Source organism: Pseudomonas sp. IT-P176 (assembly GCF_949767245.1).
In the GTDB taxonomy this organism is placed as follows: Bacteria; Pseudomonadota; Gammaproteobacteria; order Pseudomonadales; family Pseudomonadaceae; genus Aquipseudomonas.
Window position 1 is genome coordinate 51202 of the sequence record NZ_CATKPN010000036.1, and the last position, 19003, is coordinate 70204.

The window sequence follows — 19003 nt, forward strand, 5'->3', positions numbered from 1 at the left end:
ATTGCAGATGCAGCGATCCCTGGCAGGCACAAGGGCCGCCACGGGATCAGCGTGAAAATGGCAGTCGGACCTGCCGGTTGAACGCGGTGGCGGCCTCAGACCGCCAGCCACTCCTTCATCAGGTTCGGGTCGGCGGTCAGTGCCTGGGGCGTGCCCTCGAAGACGATCCGCCCATGGCCCATCACGCACACGCGGCTGGAGACCTTGAGGGCGATGGTCAGCTTCTGCTCCACCAACAGGATCGATACCCCGCGCCGGTGAATGTCGCGAATGGCCTCGGCAACCACCGCGACAATCTTCGGCGCCAGGCCCTCGGTGGGTTCATCGATCAGCAGCACCTTGGGACAACCCAGCAGCGAACGGCACAGGGTGAGCATCTGCTGTTCGCCCCCTGACAGGTTGCCGGCGCCCGTGTTGCGCCGCTCGCGCAGCCGCGGGAAGTAGTCGAACATCTGCTCGACGGTCCACGCCGTGGCGCCGTCAGTAGGCGCCTGTTGGCCCATGCGCAGGTTTTCCTCAACGCTCAGATTGGCGAACACCTCGCGCTCTTCCGGGACAAAACCGATGCCGGCGCGACTGATCCGGTACGGGCGCAGCCCCGTCAGTTCCCGTCCCGCCAACTGGATGCTGCCGGCACTGGGCGGCACCAGGCCCATGACCGCTTTCATGGTGGTCGAACGCCCGGCGCCATTGCGTCCCAGCAGGCTCACTACTTCGTTGTGCGCGATGTTCAAGTCGACGCCATGCAACACATGGCTCTTGCCGTAGTGCACATGCAGGTCGCTGATCGACAGCAGGTTTTGCGAGGTCGGGTTCATGCGCATTGCTCCTCACCCAGATAGGCTTCCTGTACACGGCGGTCGGCGCGGATCTGGTCCGGTGTGCCAGTGGCGATGACTTCGCCGTAGACCAGCACGCTGATGCGGTCACACAGGGAGAACACCACGTCCATGTCATGTTCGACGATCAGCAGTGAACGCCCCTGGGTCACCTCGCGAATCAGGTTCAGGGCGTAGTCGGTTTCTTCATGGGACATGCCCGCCATCGGCTCGTCGAGCAGGATCACCCGGGGGTCACAGGCCAGGGTCATGCCTATCTCCAGGGCGCGCTGTTCGGAGTAGGACAGTTCGGCCGCGCACACCGCCTGCTTATCCTGCAGCCGCACCTGTTCAAGCAGTTGCTCGGTCTGGGCGCGCACCTCGGGGTAACGCTGGATCGAACGCCAGAAGTGGTACTGCATCTGGTGTTTGCGCATCACCGCGATGCGCAGATTTTCGAACACCGAAAGCCCGGGAAAAATGTTGGTGATCTGGAACGAGCGCGACAAGCCCAGATGATTGATCTGTTCTGGCGAATACCCCTGGATCGGCTCATCACCGAGCAGGATCTGTCCGCTGCTGGGCTGCAGTTGCCCGGAGATCAAATGGAACAGGGTCGATTTGCCCGCCCCGTTGGGCCCGATCACCGCGTGGCGTTCGCCGGCGCGCAGCTCAAGCTGCGCACCACGAATGATGTGGGCCTCGCCGAACGACTTGTGTACATCACGTAATTGCAGGATCGCACCGCTCATGGCTGTTCTCCTTCGACCCGAGGGCTGAGGGCGGCGCACGCGGCCGCCGGTTCATCGTCCAGCAGGCGCAGCCATTGCCGGCGGGCCAGCTTCAGCACCAGCAGCCCCACGCCACCCAACAGCAACGGCATGCTCCAGGTCAGCGGCGCACCCGGCAGCCATTCGCGGCCGAACAGGCTGATTGCAGGCCAGGCCTGATCCGCCATCAGCAATGCCTGATAGTCCTGGCTGAACACCCGTTGCAACGTCTCGATCGCAAACACCACCGCCAGGCTCAACAACCCCGCGCTCAGCAACGACGCGAGTGCCGCCGGGATCATTGCCAGCCAGCCGCGTCGACGAATCTGCGCCGTCCAGCACAGCACCAGCCCGGCCAGGCCACTGGGCATGAACATCATCACCAGGACGAACAGCAGCCCCTGATACAGCAACCAGGATTGCGTGAGGTCGGAGGCGGCATTGCCAAAGAAGGTCATCAGCGCTGCGCCGAGTACCGGGCCGAGGAACACGTTGACGCCACCGATGTAGGTGTTGAGTACCACCTCGGCAGAAAACCGCATGTCGAACAGCACGTAGTTGGCCGACTCCAGGTTCAGTGCCTGCAAGCCCCCGGCAATCCCGGCGAACATCGCCGACAAGGCGAACACCAACACCCGCAGCCGATGCACGTTGTAGCCCAGGAACTGCAACCGATGGCCGTTCTCGCGCAGGGCAAAGGTCAAGCGTCCCATAGGGGTCAGCGTGAAGGCGTAGAGCAAGGCGATCGACAGCACTACCCAGCCCAGCGTCAGGTAGTACACCTGGCTGGCATCAGCGAAATCCAGTCCCCAGGCCGCCGTGCGCATCGACGAAATACCGGCCTCGCCGCCGAACAGCGTACTCAGGTGCGGGGCCAGGGAATGCAGCAACTCGGCCAGTGCCAGGGTGATCATGGAGAAATACACCCCGGCCCGCTTCGTCGCGAACCAGCCGGCGCACAGGCCACAGACAAAGCCGCCCATGGCCCCGATCAACGGCAGCAACGGCGTTGGCAGCAGGCCTTCGCCATTGAGCGCGTTCATCGCGTGCAACGTGGCAAACGAACCTACGCCGAAGTAGGCCGCATGGCCAAAGGAGAGCATGCCGCCCTGCCCGCACAACAGGTTGAAGGCGCAGGCAAACAAGGCTGCGATGAGCATCTGGATGGCCGCATTGACCATCGCCGCCGGCAGGATGGCGGGCAGCACCAGCAAAGCCAGCAGCAACACCGCCAGGAGGATTTTCGTCAGTTTCATGGTTTATCCCTTCTCGCCCATCAACCCGGACGGCCGGATCAGCAAAATCAGCAGCATCAGCGCAAACGGAATGGTTGCAGCCACGCTGGACACCTTGAGGGTCATCAGCCCGCCCATCTGCAGCGCCCAGTCGCCCGCCCCGAACAAGCCCAAGAGCGACGCGAGGCTTAGATCCACACCGACTGCAAAAGAAGAAATCAGCCCGATCAGCAACGACGCGATCATTGCCCCGGCCATCGAACCCAGGCCACCAACCACCACCACGACAAAGACAATCACCCCCAGCTCCAGGGCCATGTTCGGATTGGTGGTGTAGAACGCTCCCGCCAGTGCTCCGGCCAGGCCGGCCAGCGCCGCGCCAATGCCGAACACCGCCATGAACACCAGCGGCACGTTGTGCCCCAGCGCCTCGGCCATTTGCGGGCGATGGATTGCCGCCCGCACGACGATGCCGACGCGCGTGCGGGTCAACAGCAGATAGATCAGGCCAAACACCAACAGCGACACTCCCCCCATCAACAAGCGATAGAACGGGTAGTCCGTACTGAATACCTGGAAGGCAGCAAAGTTGAGGAACTCCGGCACCCGGTACTCGACGGAAAAGTTGCCGTAGAACAACTTGATCAGCTCGGCAATGATGAACGTCAGGCCAAAGGTCAGCAGCAGCTCGTGAGCGTGACCGTGCTTGTGCACCCGGCGCAGGAAAAACCGCTCGACGATCACCCCGAGCAGGCCCACCAGCACAGTCGAGAGCAGCACCGCAGCAGTGAAGCCGACAAACTTCTGCAGGGTGTAGGCCAGGTAGGCGCCCACCATATAAAAGGAGGCATGGGCGAAGTTGAGCACGCCCATCATGCCGAAGATCAAGGTCAGGCCGGCCGAGACCATGAACAGCAGCAGGCCGTAGATCACGCCGTTAAGCAGTGAGACTGTGAGGAATTCCATAGGCGACTCCAGCGCTCGCGATGGACAGGAAGACGTGCCGAACTGGCACGCCACGCAGGTCATTCGGGTCGTTGCATCCGGCAGGCATCCTGGACAGGCGCGGCGGCCTGATCGGCGCTGAACGACTTGATCGGCACAAAGCCCATGTCGGTGCCGTCCACTTTGTAGGGAGCCTCCTTCGACACCACCGACACCACGAACGGCATCAGCAGCTGGTGATCCTCGGCGCGCATGCGCACATCACCCAGCGGATTGCTGTCGCTGGCTTTTTCCAGGGCCAGGGCGAAGCTGCGGGTATTGAGACGCCCGTCTTCGGCCGGCAGTTTTTTCAGCACGTTGCCGACCATCTGCAAGGCGAATACGGTTTGCGGTTCGATATAGGCAGGCAGGTGACCGGTCTTGGCCTGGTACTCGCTGGCAAAGGTCTTGCCCGCTTCGCCCGCGGCCTCGATGTTGAAGGGATGGGAAACATAGTGGCCCAGCGCGACGTCGCCGGCGTTGGCCAGGTTGCCCGGCTGATCGAGAAAGGCGGTGCCGAAGCGTAGTTTCAGGCCAGCGGCGCGACTGGCTTTCATCAGCAGCAACAGGTCGTTGCCCCAGTTGCCCGTCAGCACGGTTTCAGCGCCAGAGGCCTGGATGCGAGCGATGTAGGGAGAGAAATCCTGGACTTTCTGGGTGTCGTGCAGGCTCTTGCCCACCAACTGATAACCGCCAGCCGCGGCGTTTTCAGTGATGGCTTGCTCCATGTCCAGGCCCCAGCTGTAGTTCTGGTTCATGGAATAGACTTTGCTGCCCAGGGTGCCCGCCTCTTTCATCGCCGCGACCAGGGTCTTGACCCGGATCGGCGCATTGCCGTTGAAGCGGAAGTGATAGAAGTGGCATTTGCTGCCGGTCAGCTCGAGCGCTTCTCCGCCGACGTTGAGGAACACCACTTCCTTGCCCTTGTTACGCAGGTTGTATTTGCGCACGTCTTCAGTGATCTGCCCGGCGGCCACCGACGAGGCACCTTGAACGATCATTTGGGCGCCACTGCCAATGGCGGCCTTGAGTTTCTCGGAAGCGCCCGCCGGGGTACCCTGGCTGTCGAACTCCAGGAGCTGGATCGGTTCGCCGTTCCAGCCACCTTCGGCATTCAAGCGTTCGATCTGAAAACGCGTGGCAGCGCGGAACATTTGCCCAGTGGCAGCCGACGGCCCCGACAGGGTCTCCACCAACGCCACTTTCAGAGGATCGGCGCAGGCGATACCGGCGAACAGGGTCGTGCCGAGGGTGAGCAGACGCAGCGTGGTCTTGGTGTGCATGGAAACCTCGTTTTTTATTGTTATTTACAGTCTGGTAGAACATTAGCCACAGCTTGTCTGACCAGTTGGCGAAAACTACGTCAACCATGCCCCGAAGTCAAAGCACCCAAGCCAAAAATTACCCATTTATTTTTTATCGATTTACTTGAAGGCCTTGAAAACAGCCGGCCTAACCCGAGATTATTTTTTTCAAACACTTGTAAGACCACAACTCAATCCTTCACTATCGCAGCTCATCACTTCGATACCTGTACCCGTGCTGCCTCTCGGCAGAGGACTGAACAATGAAAAGCGACAACGTGCCCCCCTACCAGCCCCTGCCCATGGAGATCGTTCACTGGCTCAGTGGCGAAATCCAGTCCGGACGGCTGGCTACCGGTGATCAACTGCCCAGCGAACGGCAACTGTGCGAACAGTTTTCGGTCAGCCGAGCGGTGGTGCGTGAGGCCTTGTCGCAACTCAAGTTCGAGGAGTTGATCACTACCCAGCAGGGCAAGGGCGCCTTCGTCGCCAAGCGCGGCGAGCGCCATGCGTTTCGCTTGAAAGAGGTCTCGCTCGGTGAAGAAGACGCACTGCTGCACATCCTCGAATTCCTGATCACCATTGAAGTCGGCGCCACGCGCCTGGCGGCCTTGCGTCATACCCCTGAAGACTTGAAAAAGATCCGCCAGGCCCTGGTCGGCATGGAATACGCCATGGTCAACGACCAACTCGGCGACGAAGAGGACTATGCGTTCCACCAGGCGATTGTCGCGGCCACGCACAACCCGCATTTCAAGTCGCTCAACGAGTACCTCGACCACAGTGTCCGCAGGCTGATTCGCGAGGCCCGCAGCAACACCGCGGAAATCTACAACGAGCTGATCCAGGACGTGCAGGACGAACACCAGGCCATCTTCCAGGCCATCCAGGCGCGCGATCCAGTGCTGGCCGGTGAAGCTGCCGAGCGCCATCTGCGCAATGCCGCCAAGCGCATGAACATGTACCTGCAGGCCTGATCCCCCTGCAGCACCTTGACACCGAAAAGCCAAGCCTTCTACCATCCTGTCAGACAACAATAAAATATGTCAGACAGGTTAATACTCATGACTCCCATCAGAGCGCTGTTGCAAGGACTGGCTTCACTGGCCCATCTGCCTTCCAACAGACCCGCTGCACCTGCCCAGCCTCCTCCATTGCTGTTTGCGCTTGATGCCTTTTTCGGCCCTGCCCCGCTTGAAAGCGACGCCAGCGCCCGTCCCCAACCCTACCGTTGAGATTTCCCATGCACATCAGTGGCCAGACACAACTGATCGGCATCGTTGCCGATCCGATCGCCCACGTAAAAACCCCGCAAGTGATCAACCACAGCGCCGCCAACCAGGGCCTGGACCTGGCCTGCGTGCCCCTGCATGTACGTGGCACGAATTTGCAAAAAGTGCTGCTCGGGGTATCCGGCATCGCCAATCTGCGCGGCCTGGTCGTGACCATCCCGTACAAGGAAAGCATCGTTGAGTACTGCGACGAATTGACCGACACCGCGCGCCAGGTCGGCTCGGCCAATGCCGTACGGATCGATTCCGAGAGCGGTCGCCTGATCGGCGGCAACTTCGATGGCGAGGGCATGCTCGCCGGGCTGCATCAGCAGGGTCACCGACTGGAAGGCAAGCGGGTCCTGCTGGTGGGCGCCGGCGGTGCCGGCAAATCGATTGCCTGGGCGATTGCCCAACAACAACCGGCCCGACTGGCAATCTACAACCGCTCCCCGGCACGTGCCGAAGCCTTGCTCGAACGCCTCAGAGCGCAGTTCCCCCAGGTCGACCTGAGCAGCAGCGACGGCAATGCGCAGGACTTCGACGTGATCATCAACGCGACCGCCCTGGGCCTCAAGGACGACGACGCCCTACCCCTGGATCCCACCACTCTACGAGCCGATGCCCTGGTCTGCGAAGCCGTGATGCGCGCCGGCGATACCGCCCTGCTGGCAGCGGCACGCGAGCGCGGCTGCCGCGTGCACCACGGGCAACACATGATTTACGGCCAGATCGTGCAGATCTGCCGCTTTCTCGGTGTTGACCTGCAACACGAACACCTGGCCCGCATTCTCGGCCCATGAGCCCTGGCATTCTTCCGGAGACCCCGACCATGTACGACTTCAACAACCGCGTCCTCCTGCTGACAGGCGCCAACGGTGGCATTGGCCGTGAAGTGGCGAAACTGTTCTATCAATACGGCGCCTCGATGGTTCTCACCGACCTGGACGGCGACGGCCTCGCAGCATTCGCCCAGCAACTTGACCCCAGCGGCGAGCGCGTCGCCACTCTGCGGATGAATGCCGCCGACCCTGACGACTCGAGCAAGGCCGTGCAACTGGCCGTCGAGCGCTTCGCCGGCATCGACTTCCTGGTGCCATCGGCCGGCCTGTACCAGTCGCAGCCGATTCGCGAAATGACCGATGAGCAATGGCGCCAGACCCTGGGCATCAACCTCGACGGCGTATTTTACCTGTGCCGCCGGGCGATCCCGGCACTGCGCAGCAACAGCGCAATCGTCAACCTGACCTCCGTGGCCGCACACCGTGGCGCGTTTTCCAACGCCCACTACGGCACTTCCAAGGGCGGCCTGCTGAGCCTGACCCGTGCCCTGGCCCGCGAGCTGGGCCCGGAGACCCGGGTCAACGCCGTATCCCCCGGCATCATCGAAACCCCAATGACCCAGGACCTGATCGCTAACCGTGGCAGCGACTCGGTAGAACAGACCCCGCTCAGACGCCTGGGTCAACCCAGCGAGATCGCCTCGGTGATCGCATTTTTGTGCAGCAACGGGTCAAGCTTCATGACGGGTGAGGTGCTGCATGTGAATGGCGGGTTGTATATTGCGGGATGAGGTACACCGTAATAGTCCAGGTTTACTGCCAGTCAGTAAGCCTGGAGTTTCACAGCGACTCCACGCCCACTTCGTCCCAGATGGACTCGGCCAGATGGAAGCTCGCATTGGCAGCAGGAATGCCGCAGTAGATAGCACTCTGCATCAGGACTTCCTTGATCTCATCACGGGTCACGCCATTGTTCTTCGCCGCACGTAGATGCAGGCGCAACTCACCTTCGCGGTTCATCCCGATCAGCATGGCAATGGTGATCAGGCTGCGGGTATGGCGCGGCAGGCCGGGACGGGTCCAGATGTCGCCCCAGGCATGTCGAGTGATCATTTCCTGGAACTGCGCATTGAAGGGCGTCAGCTGTTCCAGGCTGCGATCAACATGGGCATCGCCCAGCACCTCGCGGCGCACTTGCATGCCGGCTTCGTAACGTTGCTTTTCGTCCATTTCACAATCCTCTTGCCAAGCGTTCAAAGGGTAAAAGCCTGATGATCGGCAACCGCGCGCTCGACCCAGCACTGCGCTTGCCCCAGGTAATGGGAGGGGTCGAGCAGCCGCTCCAGTTCATCCGCGGACAGCTGCGCGCTGACTTGCGGTTCGCTGTCGAGTACTTCACGTAAATGCACGCCGTGCTCTACGGCGCGGCGACAGCATTGCTCTATCAGGTGGTGGGCAGCATCGCGACCGATGCGCTGGGCAAGAGCGATACTGACGGCCTCTGCCAGAACCAGCCCCTGGCTCAGCTGCAAGTTGTGCAGCATGCGCTCGGCATCGACTTCCAGCCAGGGAACCACCTGCAACGCCTGTTGCAATGAGCCCGATACCAGGCAGCACAATTGCGGCAAGGTTTCCCATTCGGCATGCCAGAGCCCGAGGCTACGTTCATGTTCTTGTGGCATGGCGGCAAACATGGTCGACACCAGTCCCGGCGCACGGGTCGCCGCACCGATCATCACCGCTGCGCCAACCGGATTGCGCTTGTGCGGCATGGTCGAAGAACCACCCTTGCCCGGCGCAGTGGGTTCGAACACTTCCCCCACTTCGGTCTGCATCAGCAGGCTCAGATCCCGGCCGACCTTGCCCAGACTGCCGGCGATCATTCCCAGCAGGCTGGCAAATTCCACCAGGCGATCACGCTGGGTGTGCCAGGGCTGCTCGGGCAGGTTCAATTTCAGTTCAGTGGCCAGGGCTTGCGCCACAACAAAGGCTTGATCACCTAGCGCCGCCAAGCTGCCGGAGGCACCGCCAAACTGCAGGCAGAGCAAACGCGGCTTGATTTCAACCAGGCGTTGGCGATGACGGGTGATGGCGCCCAGCCAGCCAGCGATCTTCATACCGAGGGTCACCGGCGTTGCCTGTTGCAACCACGTACGTCCGACCATCGGCGTGCCCGCATAACGCAGCGCCTGCTGCGCAAGCACGTCGGCCAGTTGCGCCATATCGCCTTCCAACAACTCGATGGCTGCACGCAATTGCAACACCAGGCCGCTGTCCATCGCGTCCTGGCTGGTCGCGCCCAGGTGTACGTAACGTTCAGCCGCCGGATTTTGCCCCGCCACCTCCTTGCCCAGCGCCTTGACCAAGGGAATCGCCGAGTTGCCCGCGCTGCCAATGGCAATGGCCAACGCATCGAAATCGTAGCGTTCGGCGCGACAGGCCGCGACGATATCCGCCACCACTTCGGGGGGAATGAGCTCGATGCCGGCTTCGGCGCAGGCCAGGGCGGCTTCGAAATCCAGCATGCCCTGCACCCGGCCCCGGTCGGAAAAAATCTCGCGCATGGCCGACTGTGTGAAATAGCTATCGAAGAGTTGATTGGTGGGTCTGTTCACGCCATTACTCCAGAATTCAGAAATCAGTCAGGTCATCTCAGGTGGCGTCCGCATGGCTCACCAGCCCCTTGATCACGACCGCAACGGTGGCCAGTGCCGCGGGCACCACCAAGGCGCTCAGCACCTGCTCGAAGTTCCACCCCAGCCCCAGTAATGTCGCCCCTGTCCAAGCACCGAGGATTGCTCCAAAACGGCCAATGCCGAGCATCCACGACACACCCGTGGCGCGCCCTTGGGTCGGATAAAAACGCGCCGCCAGCGATGGCATCGCCGATTGTGCGCCGTTGATGCACATACCCGCCAACAGCACCAGGGTCGCAAGCAAGGTGACATTGCCCAGGCTCTGCCCGACCAGCCAGACAAAGACGCCAGCCAACAGGTAGGTGATGCCGATGACCTTGTGCGGATTGAACTTGTCCATCGCCCAGCCCACACCCACTGCACTGAGCACGCCACCGAACTGGAACAATGCACCGATGAACGCCGACTGCTCCATGCTCGCGCCGCTGTCACGCATCAGGGTTGGCAGCCAACTGGTCAACAGGTAAACGATCACCAACCCCATGAAGTAGGTGAGCCAGAGCAACAAGGTGCCGACGCTGTAAGTACCGGAGAAAATCACTTTCAGCACATTGCGGCTTTGCACCACGCCCTGCTCCGGCACACTGAAGCCCGCCGCCGAGGCGACCTCCTGCGGGGCGATCGGTGCCAGTACCTGGCGAATCCGCTTTACGCTGTGATTGCGCACCACCAGAAAGCGCGCCGACTCCGGTAGCCAGAGCAACAGCACCACGGACAACACCAATGGCAAGATCCCGCCGAGCATCAACAGGCTGTGCCAGCCCAGCAGCGGAATCATCTTCGCCGAGATGAATCCGCCACACGCCATTCCCAGGTTGAAACCGCAGAACATGCTGGTCACCAGCAGTGACTTGAGCCGATCCGGGGTGTATTCGGACAGCAATGTGGTGGCGTTGGGCATCGCTGCGCCCAACCCCAGGCCGGTCAGCAGACGCAAAGCCAGCAACTGCTCGACATTGTTGCTGTAGGCCGAGAGCAAGCTGAACAAGCCGAACAGAAACACCGAGACCACCAGCACCACTTTGCGCCCGAAACGGTCCGCCAGTGGCCCGGAACCCAGGGCGCCGAAGACCATGCCAATCAATGCCGCACTCATCACCGGCCCCAGGCTGGCGCGATCAATGCCCCAGTCCTGGCTCAGCGCCGGTGCGATAAAGCCCATGGCGGCCGTGTCCAGACCATCCAGGAACACGATCAGAAAGCACAGCAAGACGATCCGCCATTGGTAGGTGGAGAGTGCCTTGGTGTTGATCAACGCCTCGACATCGAGCGTGCCGGCCACCGGCGCAGGTACGGAGACAGTCATGCAAAATTTCCTTTATTTTTATTAGACGCTTGGAAAACTACCGGTACAGCGCACGCAGGCTTGCAACCCTAGAAGTCGAAGAACACTGTTTCCGCCTCACCTTGGACACGAATGTCAAAGCGGTAGGCCAGCTTGCCGTCAACGGTGCAACGCTTGGCGATCAAGCTTTCCCGACGTTGCGGCTGCTCGATCAGGTTAAGTACCGGGTCGCGGGAATTGGCCTCGGCCTCATCGTCGAAGTACAGGCGGGTCTGCAGGTGAATGTTGATGCCACGGGCAAACAACGACAGATTGATATGCGCCGCCATGGGCACACCGGCTGCGTTGCGAACGACGCCCGGCTTGATCGTATGCAACCGCCACTCGCCGACATCCGTGGTGGCGGTCCGGCCAAAACTATTGAAGGGGTTTTCAAGGTTGTACTCGACCTCGTACACACCCTCGTGGTTGGCCTGCCAAAACTCCAGGAACGAGTCACGGATCAGGTGGCCATTGCCGTCATAGACATTGCCCAGCAGCAGAATATGCTCGCCCGGGGCTCCGGGTTTGGCCATCTCGTTCCAGATTTCCTGCTCGCGGGGTGGATTGCCAGCCGCCTCCAGCGCCAGGCCGATATGCACGTAAGGGCCAGCCGTTTGCGAAGGGGTTTCAGGTAAAAGTTGAACGGGCATGCGCGAGCCTCCTCAGCAGTTTTCGAAATGGGTCTGGCGTTGACCGCGCAAAACGATATCAAAGCGATAAGCCAGGCAGTCCATCGGATTGGCCATGCTCATGTCGAGCTTGGCGATCAAGCTCTGCACCGCATCCGGATTGGCGATCGACTTGACGATCGGGCACATGGGGATCAGCGGGTCGCCTTCAAAATACAGCTGAGTGATCAAGCGGGTCGCAATGGACGGGCCACTGATCGAGAAGTGAATATGCGCAGGCCGCCAGTCATTGGGTCCGTTGCGCCATGGGTACGGGCCAGGTTTGACCGTGCGGAAACTGTAGTTGCCGTCGCGGTCGGTCAAGGCCCGGCCAACGCCACCAAAATTCGGATCGATGGCTGCCAGGTAGCTGTCTTTCTTGTGCCGGTAGCGACCACCGGCATTGGCTTGCCACATCTCGACCAGGGTATGGGGGATTGGCTTGCCGTATTGGTCACAGACCCGCCCGGCCACGATGATGCGCTCGCCGACGGGAAGCCCACCGTGGTTGAAGTTGAGCAGCAGATCGTTATCGTGCTGGCCCATCTTCAGGTGGGAAAAGTCCGGCCCGGTGGTTTCCGAGAGAGACTGAGGAATGCTGACCAGGGCCTGCCGGGGGGAACGCAAGATCGAGGTTTTGTAATCCGGGGTCAGGGCCTTGGGATGCCAATTGCGGTCACGAATGACGAAGCGGGCATTGTCCGCATCAGACATATCAGTCTCCTTGGTTGTTATGGGTAACGGCTGATAGGCAACAGCCTGTCGCCCAGTCTCTCCCGGCAAGAGCTGATCCAAAACTGAAAAAACAGACGCTATCCATATCCAAATGGTTATGGATAGCGTCCCTCGCGATACTCCTCCCCCACTTCGCGCAGCACCTCCACGCACCATTGGGTTGCCAGCGGCATGGGCAGCGCGGGGTTGCTGCACATGCCAACCGAGCCACCCGGTTCACGAATGCCCAAATCCAATTCGACCAATGCACCGCGGCTCAGGTCTTGCCTGACGGCATCCAACGGCGCGACCCAGACCGCCTCACTGCACTCCACGTAACGCCGACTCAGGGTCAGCGACAAGGTTTCAAGACGCCGGCGCGGCGGGCTGATGTCGTGCTGCACAAACAGGCTGTCGGCGAACTTGCGGATCGTCGTCCCGGCCAATGGCAGTACCAGCGGATAGTCTTCAAGACTTTGGTGACCGTGGGGATCGCTCAGCAGCGGATGGCCGCTACGCACCACCAGGGTCATGGATTCGCTGTACAGGTGCTCGAATGCCAGGCCAAGAATCTGTGGGCTATCGGTCATCCGCCCGACCACCAGATCCAACTCACCGACGCGCAGTTGCGACAGCAGGTACGCGCTGGGTCCGGTCACCACGCTCACGACCAAGGCCGGATGGCGGGCGTGCAAGCGGCAGATGACTTCCGGCACCAGCAGGCTTTCCACTGTGGACAGCACCCCGAGCCTTGCGGTGATCGGCGCATGTTCACCGGAACGCAGGTTATTGACCCCTTCGCGCAGGGCTTGCACGCTCGGTCCGGCATAGCGCAGAAAAGCCACCCCAGCGTCGGTCAGCGCGGCGCCACTCTTGCTGCGTGTGAACAAGCGGGTGGCCAGCAAGGTTTCCAGTTCCTTGAGGGTTTTGGACAGCGCTGGCTGGCTGATTGCCAATTTATCCGAGGCACGGGCCAGGCTTCCCTGGCGCGCTACTTCGAGAAAACACAGCAAATGACGAAATTTTATCCGGGTATCGATATTCACCGCAGTTGGCTGCCTTGCAGGTCTGGCATCCGCTAACGCGGGATGCGAAATTGTTTCGGTGACTGCCCGGTTCCGCGTTTGAAGAAGCGCGAGAAGTAGGCAGGCTCGGAAAAGCCCAGGCTGTCCGACACCTGATTGACGGTCATCGCCGTATACACCAGATTGCGCTTGGCTTCGAGCAGCAGTCGCTGGTTGATCATCGCCAATGCCGATTGCCCACACAAGCGCCGACACAGGGCATTGAGGTGAGCAGCGCTGATCCCCAGTGCCGTCGCATAGTGCTCGATGGGCAGGTGCTCGCGAAAGCGTAACTCCAAAGCTCGGGTAAACCCCTGCAGATGCTCTCGACCACGCTCACGGAGTTTGGTGTCGGGCGGTGAAAGCGCCAGGCTGCGACGACTGAGCCAGACAACCAGCAACGTGATCAACGAGTGCAACATAGGATCGCGGCCAGGTTGGTCCTGGCTATATTCCCGACTGATCGCGGCGAACAGCGTGTCCAGGTAAGCAGACTCAGGACCTGGCAAATAACAGCCCGGGGTATTCAGCGCCGTGCTGTCCAGCGCAGCGCCGAGCTGCTCGACCAAGGGCACGGCCAGAGTGATGACATGGCCCTGGATATCCTCGGAAAACCTGAAAGCGTGCACACTCAATGCGGGTACTACCTGTAACGCCGGGCCTTGGACTTGCGTACTCAGGTCTTCGACTTCCAGTACCGCCTGTCCCGCCTGTACATACAACAGCTGGACCAGATCGCTGTGCCAGTGCGGTTTTATTTCCCAACTGTGCAGCTGACTGCGCTCTGGAATGGACTCGCAATGCAGCAGATCGGGAGTCGGCCAGACCGTGGTCTCACCATAGAGTTTGAACACTGGAACAGACATGGCAGAAGATTTCACGATTTCCCCCCAATGATGGCGATCCACGAAAAGTCCATGGATCTTGCCGGATAGTGCCTTCTTATCGGTACTTTAGTCATCAAAAATACAGGAGACAAAAATAACAGCGTTCTGTAAGGCGTAACGCCTTCAGCCGCACAGACAGGACTACAACAATGAAAACTCAAGTCGCCATCATCGGCGCCGGCCCCTCCGGCTTGCTGCTCGGTCAATTGCTGCATCGCGCCGGCATCGACAACGTCATCATCGAACGCAAGAACCCGCCGTACATCCTTTCGCGTATCCGTGCGGGTGTGCTGGAGCAAGGCATGGTCGATCTGTTGCGCGAGGCTGGCGTCAGTGAACGCATGGATGCCAATGGCCTGGTACACGACGGTTTCGAACTGGCCTTCGATGGACGTTGTGAACACATTGACCTCAAACAGCTGACCGGCGGCAAGACCGTGATGATCTACGGTCAGACCGAAGTCACCCGTGACTTGATGGAGGCCCGCGTTGGCGCCGGTGCCACGACCGTCTACGACGCCGAGAACGTGCAACCTCACGGCATGAAGAGTGACAGCCCTTACGTCACCTTTGAGCGTAACGGCGAGATCGTCCGCCTGGACTGCGATTACATTGCCGGTTGCGACGGTTTCCATGGCGTCTCGCGACAGTCAATACCGGCAGACACCCTGAAGGTGTTCGAGCGCGTCTATCCCTTTGGCTGGCTCGGTATCCTCGCCGACACCCCACCCGTCCACGAGGAGCTGGTCTACGCCAACCATGAGCGCGGCTTCGCCCTGTGCAGCATGCGCTCGAAAACTCGCACCCGTTATTACGTGCAAGTGGGAACCGAGGAAAAACTCGAGGACTGGCCCGATGAGCGCTTCTGGGGCGAACTCAAACTGCGCCTGCCCGCGCACCTCGCCGACCAGTTGGTGACCGGCCCCTCCATTGAAAAAAGTATCGCGCCGCTGCGCAGTTTCGTCGTCGAACCCATGCAATATGGCCGCCTGTTCTTGCTCGGTGATGCGGCTCACATCGTCCCGCCGACCGGTGCCAAGGGCCTGAATCTCGCCGCCAGCGATGTCAGCACGCTGTATCGAATTTTGCTCAAGGTCTATGGCGAGGGTCGCACCGATCTGCTGGAGAAATACTCGCAGATCTGCCTGCGCCGAGTGTGGAAAGCCGAGCGTTTTTCCTGGTGGATGACCTCGCTGCTACACCGGTTCCCAGACACCGACGCCTTTGGCCTGCGCATGCAGCAAACCGAGCTCGACTACTTCGTTAGTTCGCCCGCCGGGCGCCAGAGCATTGCCGAGAATTACGTCGGCCTGCCCTACGAAGCCATAGAGTAATGGGCAAGTCGTGACCTGAGCCCGGTGCTCAGGTCAATGTGCAGGAAACACCACTGCGACCGGCACGATGATCGACCCGTTGAATCCAGTTAAATAAACGCCAACCTTGCTCGCGCCCCACGCACCGCAGCCATGTGCTGCTCGGCCTGGGGCAGCAGGTAGCTGAAAAAGAACCCGGCGGTTTCCAGCTTGACGGCGCGCAGCGGATCGTCTTCAGGCAATTGCCCCGAGACCCGAGCCGCCCGTGCCCAGGCCAGCGCTAGCAAGGTCAGGCCGCATAGCTGAAGAAAACTCCCTGCAGCTCGATAGGGGTACTCGACATCTTCGAGTGATCGCTCACGCACCTCGCCAACCAGCACGTGAAGCGCACTACACAGGTTCGCCAGTTGTGCAGCAAAGTCGGCGCACTGTGGCATTTCGGCGCCCAGCCTGGACTCCTCGCGCAATTGCGCCAACAACAGGTCGAAAGCCTGGCCCTGGTCGCCCAGTACCTTGCGTAGCAGCAGGTCGTTGGCCTGAATCTCGTTGCTACCTTCGTAGATCATGGCGATACGGCTGTCGCGCAGGGTTTGCTCGATGGCAAATTCGGTGACGTAACCGTAACCGCCAAACACCTGCAAGGCGTTGCTGGCCTGGCGAAAACCCTGTTCGGTGAAAAACGCCTTAATGATCGGCGTTAGCAGTTGCGCCAGTTGCCCGGCTTGTTGCCGAGCCAGCAGCTGCGGGTCATGTTCGGCCTGGTCCAACAGGTGTGCGACCCAATAGCCAATAGCGCGCATGCCTTCGCTGGTGGCGCGTAACTCGAGCAGGACGCGGCGTATTGCCGGATGGTAGTGGATCGGGTCGGCTGCCTGCGCCACGACCCCGGCCGGTCTTGACGGTGCACGCATCTGCTGGCGTTGACTGGCGTAGCTACGGCAGTTCTGCCAGGCCGCTTCACAGTGCCCCAGGCCTTGCAGGCCTACGTGAAGACGTGCTGAGTTCATCATCACGAACATCGCCTTCAAGCCACGATTGACCTCGCCAATCAACCAGCCCTGGGCCGCCTCGAACACGAGGGAACAGGTGGCACTGCCCCTAATCCCCATCTTGTGCTCGATACCGTCGCAGGCCACGCCGTTGGCCTGTCCTTGATTCAATAACTTCGGCACCAGGAACAGCGAAACCCCTTGGCTGCCGGTTGGCGCTCCCGGCACGCGAGCCAGCACCAGATGCAGGATGTTGTTGGTGAGGTCGTGCTCGCCGCCCGAGATAAACAGCTTGCTGCCACTGAGCCGATAACTGCCGTCGTCCTGAGGTTCGGCGCGACAGCGTAGCAGGCCGACATCACTGCCAGCCTGGGGCTCAGTCAGGCACATGGTGGCCAAGGTTTCGCCACTGATTATCCCGGGAAGATAGCGCTCCTGCAGCCAAGCGGCTGCGTGGGTCTTCAAACACAGGTAGGCGCCGTGGGCGATGCCGGTGTACATGGCCCACGCGTGGTTACTGGCGTAAAGCATCTCTTGCAGCGCCGCGTCGAGCACTTGCGGCAAGCCTTGTCCGCCCAGGGCCTCGGCACAGGCCAGGGCCGGCCAACCGCCTTCGACATAGGCCCGATACGCTTCGGCAAAGCCATCCGCAGTGGTGACCCGCCCCTCGACCAAACGGCAACCCTGACGATCGCCAATGCTGTTTAACGGCGCCAGGATGCCACTGCTGAAACGCCCAGCTTGCTCCAGTACCTGCACGGCCAGCGGCAAATCCAGCGCCTCGAATACCGAACTCCGACGCCACGCTTCGGGTGCCTGCAGCCAGTGTTCAAGAACAAATTGCATATCGCGCAAGGGCGCCTGATAGCTCCACATGTGAAACCTCATAGGGTAGTGAACAGGTGACATCCGTCGCTACGAGCGGGCTACTGATGCCTCAGGCGCGCCAGGTCGGGTTCTCGATCAGCAGGGCCATGCCCTGCCCGCCGCCGACACAGGCCGCGGCAATCCCATAGCGCAGGTTGTGTTCGCGCAGTTGCCGGGACAGGGTCAATACCAGGCGCAGGCCACTGGCAGCCAACGGGTGACCGAGGGCCAGCGAGCCCCCCTGGACGTTGAGACGGCAGCGGTCCAGCTGCAACTCCTGAGCCACGGCGAGGACCTGGGCGGCTTGGGCTTCGTTGATTTCAAACCTGTCGATCTGATCCAGGCTCAAGCCGCTGCGCTGCACCAACAGACGAATCGCCGGTGCAGGTCCGATCCCCATGAACTCCGGCGCCACTCCCACCACCGCGCTGGCCCGCAGCAAGGCTAACGGTGTGCCGCGGCTAGCCGAAGCAGGTCCGACCAGCGCCGCTGCCGCACCATCGACTACCGCACAGCTGTTTCCGGCAGTTTGTACGCCGCCCTCGTGCACGGCGCGCAGCCGGGCCAGGGCGGCGAGATTTGCGGGTCGTGGGTGGCTGTCTTTACTCACTGAGTCGACGCCCCTAGGCAAGCGAATACTGCGAGATTGATAGCCTTCAAGTTCAAAGATCTGTGGAGCCACAGCAACAATCTCCGGCGCCAGCCACCCTGCCTGCTGCGCTGCAAACGCCTGCTGATGACTGGCACAGGCATAGGCGTCCACGGCTTCGCGACTCAGCCCATAGCGCCGTGCCAGCTTGTCGGCAGTGGCGATCATGTCCACCCCGGGCGCTGGGTCGTACAACGCTTCCCAGAGAAAGTCCTTGAACTGTACCTCGGCGCCAAGGCGGAAACCGCCACGATGGGTATAGGCGGCAATCGGATTGCGTGACATCGACTCGGTGGCCACGCACAGCGCCAGTTGCACACCGTCATCCAGTTGCCTGGCGGCCTGGCGCAGCAATTCGAATCCGGTGGCACAGATGCGCTGTACGCCCAGTGCCGGAACCGATTGCGCCACGCCGCTATACAGACCGATATGCCGTGGCAGCAGGTAGGCATCGAAACTGGCCTGGGCCATGGAGCCCGCCAGCACGCTGTCTACCGCCAGTGGATCGACGCCCGCACGAGCCAGTACTTCGCGCCCGACCTTGATGCCCAGGTCGATTGGCGAAACTTCAGCCAGTGCACCACCGAGGTCCACCCACGGCGTGCGCACTGCATCGAAAATCGCCGCATCGGCAAAGGCCGAGTACTGCCCGCCGGTGTTCAGCA

Annotated in this window: 18 protein-coding genes; 4 read left to right on the top strand and 14 right to left on the bottom strand. The window is 61.1% G+C overall.

Going from position 1 to position 19003, the window contains the following annotated elements; all coding sequences use genetic code 11:
* Positions 1–95: 95 nt before the first annotated feature.
* The 5 genes from ACM6IP_RS09530 to ACM6IP_RS09550 are packed head-to-tail and all read right to left on the bottom strand — an operon-like array spanning position 96 to position 5090.
* Positions 96–818 carry an ABC transporter ATP-binding protein gene (locus ACM6IP_RS09530; RefSeq protein WP_401125780.1) on the bottom strand — a complete coding sequence of 241 codons (723 nt, stop codon included), beginning with the start codon at positions 816–818 and terminating at the stop codon, positions 96–98.
* Positions 815–1570, bottom strand: a complete 756-nt coding sequence (locus tag ACM6IP_RS09535; RefSeq protein ID WP_401125782.1) for an ABC transporter ATP-binding protein — start codon at positions 1568–1570, stop codon at positions 815–817. Before ACM6IP_RS09535 ends, ACM6IP_RS09530 begins: the two co-directional genes overlap by 4 nt.
* Positions 1567–2844, bottom strand: coding sequence for a branched-chain amino acid ABC transporter permease (locus ACM6IP_RS09540; protein WP_401125784.1), 1278 nt, complete (start codon positions 2842–2844; stop codon positions 1567–1569). The genes ACM6IP_RS09535 and ACM6IP_RS09540 overlap by 4 nt, the downstream gene beginning before the upstream one ends.
* 3 nt (positions 2845–2847) lie before the next feature.
* The gene (locus ACM6IP_RS09545) at positions 2848–3789 is read right to left on the bottom strand and encodes a branched-chain amino acid ABC transporter permease (RefSeq protein ID WP_095170124.1); all 942 of its coding nucleotides are present in this window, start codon (positions 3787–3789) and stop codon (positions 2848–2850) included.
* 59 nt (positions 3790–3848) lie between these two features.
* Positions 3849–5090, bottom strand: coding sequence for a branched-chain amino acid ABC transporter substrate-binding protein (locus tag ACM6IP_RS09550; protein WP_095170123.1), 1242 nt, complete (start codon positions 5088–5090; stop codon positions 3849–3851).
* Between the two features lie 284 nt (positions 5091–5374).
* Here ACM6IP_RS09550 and ACM6IP_RS09555 point away from each other — a divergent pair, with 284 nt between their 5' ends.
* From ACM6IP_RS09555 to ACM6IP_RS09565, 3 genes are all read left to right on the top strand, one after another.
* Positions 5375–6088 (top strand): FadR/GntR family transcriptional regulator, encoded by a 714-nt coding sequence (locus ACM6IP_RS09555; protein ID WP_095170122.1) that lies wholly within the window; start codon positions 5375–5377, stop codon positions 6086–6088.
* A 266-nt stretch (positions 6089–6354) separates the two neighbouring features.
* A complete protein-coding gene (locus ACM6IP_RS09560; RefSeq protein ID WP_414861353.1) occupies positions 6355–7185 on the top strand; it encodes a shikimate dehydrogenase family protein in 831 nt (276 codons plus the stop codon).
* A gap of 29 nt (positions 7186–7214) precedes the next feature.
* Complete coding sequence (locus ACM6IP_RS09565; RefSeq protein ID WP_414861354.1) at positions 7215–7955, top strand: SDR family NAD(P)-dependent oxidoreductase; 741 nt, start codon at positions 7215–7217, stop codon at positions 7953–7955.
* 49 nt (positions 7956–8004) lie between these two features.
* Here ACM6IP_RS09565 and pcaC read toward each other — a convergent pair whose 3' ends face one another.
* The 7 genes from pcaC to ACM6IP_RS09600 form a co-directional block, all read right to left on the bottom strand.
* The gene (gene pcaC, locus ACM6IP_RS09570) at positions 8005–8394 is read right to left on the bottom strand and encodes a 4-carboxymuconolactone decarboxylase (protein ID WP_095170119.1); all 390 of its coding nucleotides are present in this window, start codon (positions 8392–8394) and stop codon (positions 8005–8007) included.
* A 23-nt stretch (positions 8395–8417) separates the two neighbouring features.
* Entirely contained in the window at positions 8418–9779 is a 1362-nt protein-coding gene (locus ACM6IP_RS09575) for a 3-carboxy-cis,cis-muconate cycloisomerase (protein ID WP_414861355.1), read from the bottom strand.
* Positions 9780–9816: 37 nt separating this feature from the next.
* Complete coding sequence (locus ACM6IP_RS09580; protein WP_414861356.1) at positions 9817–11166, bottom strand: MFS transporter; 1350 nt, start codon at positions 11164–11166, stop codon at positions 9817–9819.
* 68 nt (positions 11167–11234) lie between these two features.
* Positions 11235–11837, bottom strand: a complete 603-nt coding sequence (pcaG, locus tag ACM6IP_RS09585) for a protocatechuate 3,4-dioxygenase subunit alpha (RefSeq protein ID WP_159995150.1) — start codon at positions 11835–11837, stop codon at positions 11235–11237.
* 12 nt (positions 11838–11849) lie between these two features.
* Positions 11850–12569, bottom strand: a complete 720-nt coding sequence (gene pcaH, locus ACM6IP_RS09590) for a protocatechuate 3,4-dioxygenase subunit beta (protein ID WP_095170115.1) — start codon at positions 12567–12569, stop codon at positions 11850–11852.
* A 116-nt stretch (positions 12570–12685) separates the two neighbouring features.
* On the bottom strand, positions 12686–13615 hold the full coding sequence (gene pcaQ / locus ACM6IP_RS09595; RefSeq protein WP_320334242.1) for a pca operon transcription factor PcaQ: 930 nt from the start codon (positions 13613–13615) through the stop codon (positions 12686–12688).
* Between the two features lie 32 nt (positions 13616–13647).
* The gene (locus tag ACM6IP_RS09600) at positions 13648–14499 is read right to left on the bottom strand and encodes a helix-turn-helix domain-containing protein (protein WP_095170113.1); all 852 of its coding nucleotides are present in this window, start codon (positions 14497–14499) and stop codon (positions 13648–13650) included.
* A 170-nt stretch (positions 14500–14669) separates the two neighbouring features.
* Here ACM6IP_RS09600 and pobA point away from each other — a divergent pair, with 170 nt between their 5' ends.
* Positions 14670–15854: a 4-hydroxybenzoate 3-monooxygenase gene (pobA, locus tag ACM6IP_RS09605; RefSeq protein WP_095170112.1), complete on the top strand. Its 1185-nt coding sequence runs from the start codon at positions 14670–14672 to the stop codon at positions 15852–15854.
* Positions 15855–15943: 89 nt separating this feature from the next.
* On the opposite strand, the gene ACM6IP_RS09610 is transcribed toward pobA, so the two are convergent.
* Both ACM6IP_RS09610 and ACM6IP_RS09615 read right to left on the bottom strand, forming a co-directional pair.
* Positions 15944–17698, bottom strand: a complete 1755-nt coding sequence (locus ACM6IP_RS09610; RefSeq protein ID WP_414861357.1) for an acyl-CoA dehydrogenase family protein — start codon at positions 17696–17698, stop codon at positions 15944–15946.
* A 61-nt stretch (positions 17699–17759) separates the two neighbouring features.
* On the bottom strand, positions 17760–19001 hold the full coding sequence (locus ACM6IP_RS09615) for a thiolase family protein (protein WP_414861365.1): 1242 nt from the start codon (positions 18999–19001) through the stop codon (positions 17760–17762).
* Positions 19002–19003: the final 2 nt, after the last annotated feature.

Excerpts from the sequence above, each read along its gene's own strand:
- ACM6IP_RS09550 (WP_095170123.1), bottom strand. The coding sequence starts at position 5,090 with ATGCACACCAAGACCACGCTGCGTCTGCTCACCCTCGGCACGACCCTG.
- ACM6IP_RS09565 (WP_414861354.1), top strand. The coding sequence starts at position 7,215 with ATGTACGACTTCAACAACCGCGTCCTCCTGCTGACAGGCGCCAACGGT.
- ACM6IP_RS09560 (WP_414861353.1), top strand. The coding sequence starts at position 6,355 with ATGCACATCAGTGGCCAGACACAACTGATCGGCATCGTTGCCGATCCG.
- ACM6IP_RS09555 (WP_095170122.1), top strand. The coding sequence starts at position 5,375 with ATGAAAAGCGACAACGTGCCCCCCTACCAGCCCCTGCCCATGGAGATC.
- ACM6IP_RS09530 (WP_401125780.1), bottom strand. The coding sequence starts at position 818 with ATGAACCCGACCTCGCAAAACCTGCTGTCGATCAGCGACCTGCATGTG.
- ACM6IP_RS09535 (WP_401125782.1), bottom strand. The coding sequence starts at position 1,570 with ATGAGCGGTGCGATCCTGCAATTACGTGATGTACACAAGTCGTTCGGC.
- pobA (WP_095170112.1), top strand. The coding sequence starts at position 14,670 with ATGAAAACTCAAGTCGCCATCATCGGCGCCGGCCCCTCCGGCTTGCTG.
- pcaC (WP_095170119.1), bottom strand. The coding sequence starts at position 8,394 with ATGGACGAAAAGCAACGTTACGAAGCCGGCATGCAAGTGCGCCGCGAG.
- ACM6IP_RS09540 (WP_401125784.1), bottom strand. The coding sequence starts at position 2,844 with ATGAAACTGACGAAAATCCTCCTGGCGGTGTTGCTGCTGGCTTTGCTG.
- ACM6IP_RS09610 (WP_414861357.1), bottom strand. The coding sequence starts at position 17,698 with ATGTGGAGCTATCAGGCGCCCTTGCGCGATATGCAATTTGTTCTTGAA.
- pcaG (WP_159995150.1), bottom strand. The coding sequence starts at position 11,837 with ATGCCCGTTCAACTTTTACCTGAAACCCCTTCGCAAACGGCTGGCCCT.
- ACM6IP_RS09545 (WP_095170124.1), bottom strand. The coding sequence starts at position 3,789 with ATGGAATTCCTCACAGTCTCACTGCTTAACGGCGTGATCTACGGCCTG.
- pcaH (WP_095170115.1), bottom strand. The coding sequence starts at position 12,569 with ATGTCTGATGCGGACAATGCCCGCTTCGTCATTCGTGACCGCAATTGG.
- ACM6IP_RS09580 (WP_414861356.1), bottom strand. The coding sequence starts at position 11,166 with ATGACTGTCTCCGTACCTGCGCCGGTGGCCGGCACGCTCGATGTCGAG.
- ACM6IP_RS09600 (WP_095170113.1), bottom strand. The coding sequence starts at position 14,499 with ATGTCTGTTCCAGTGTTCAAACTCTATGGTGAGACCACGGTCTGGCCG.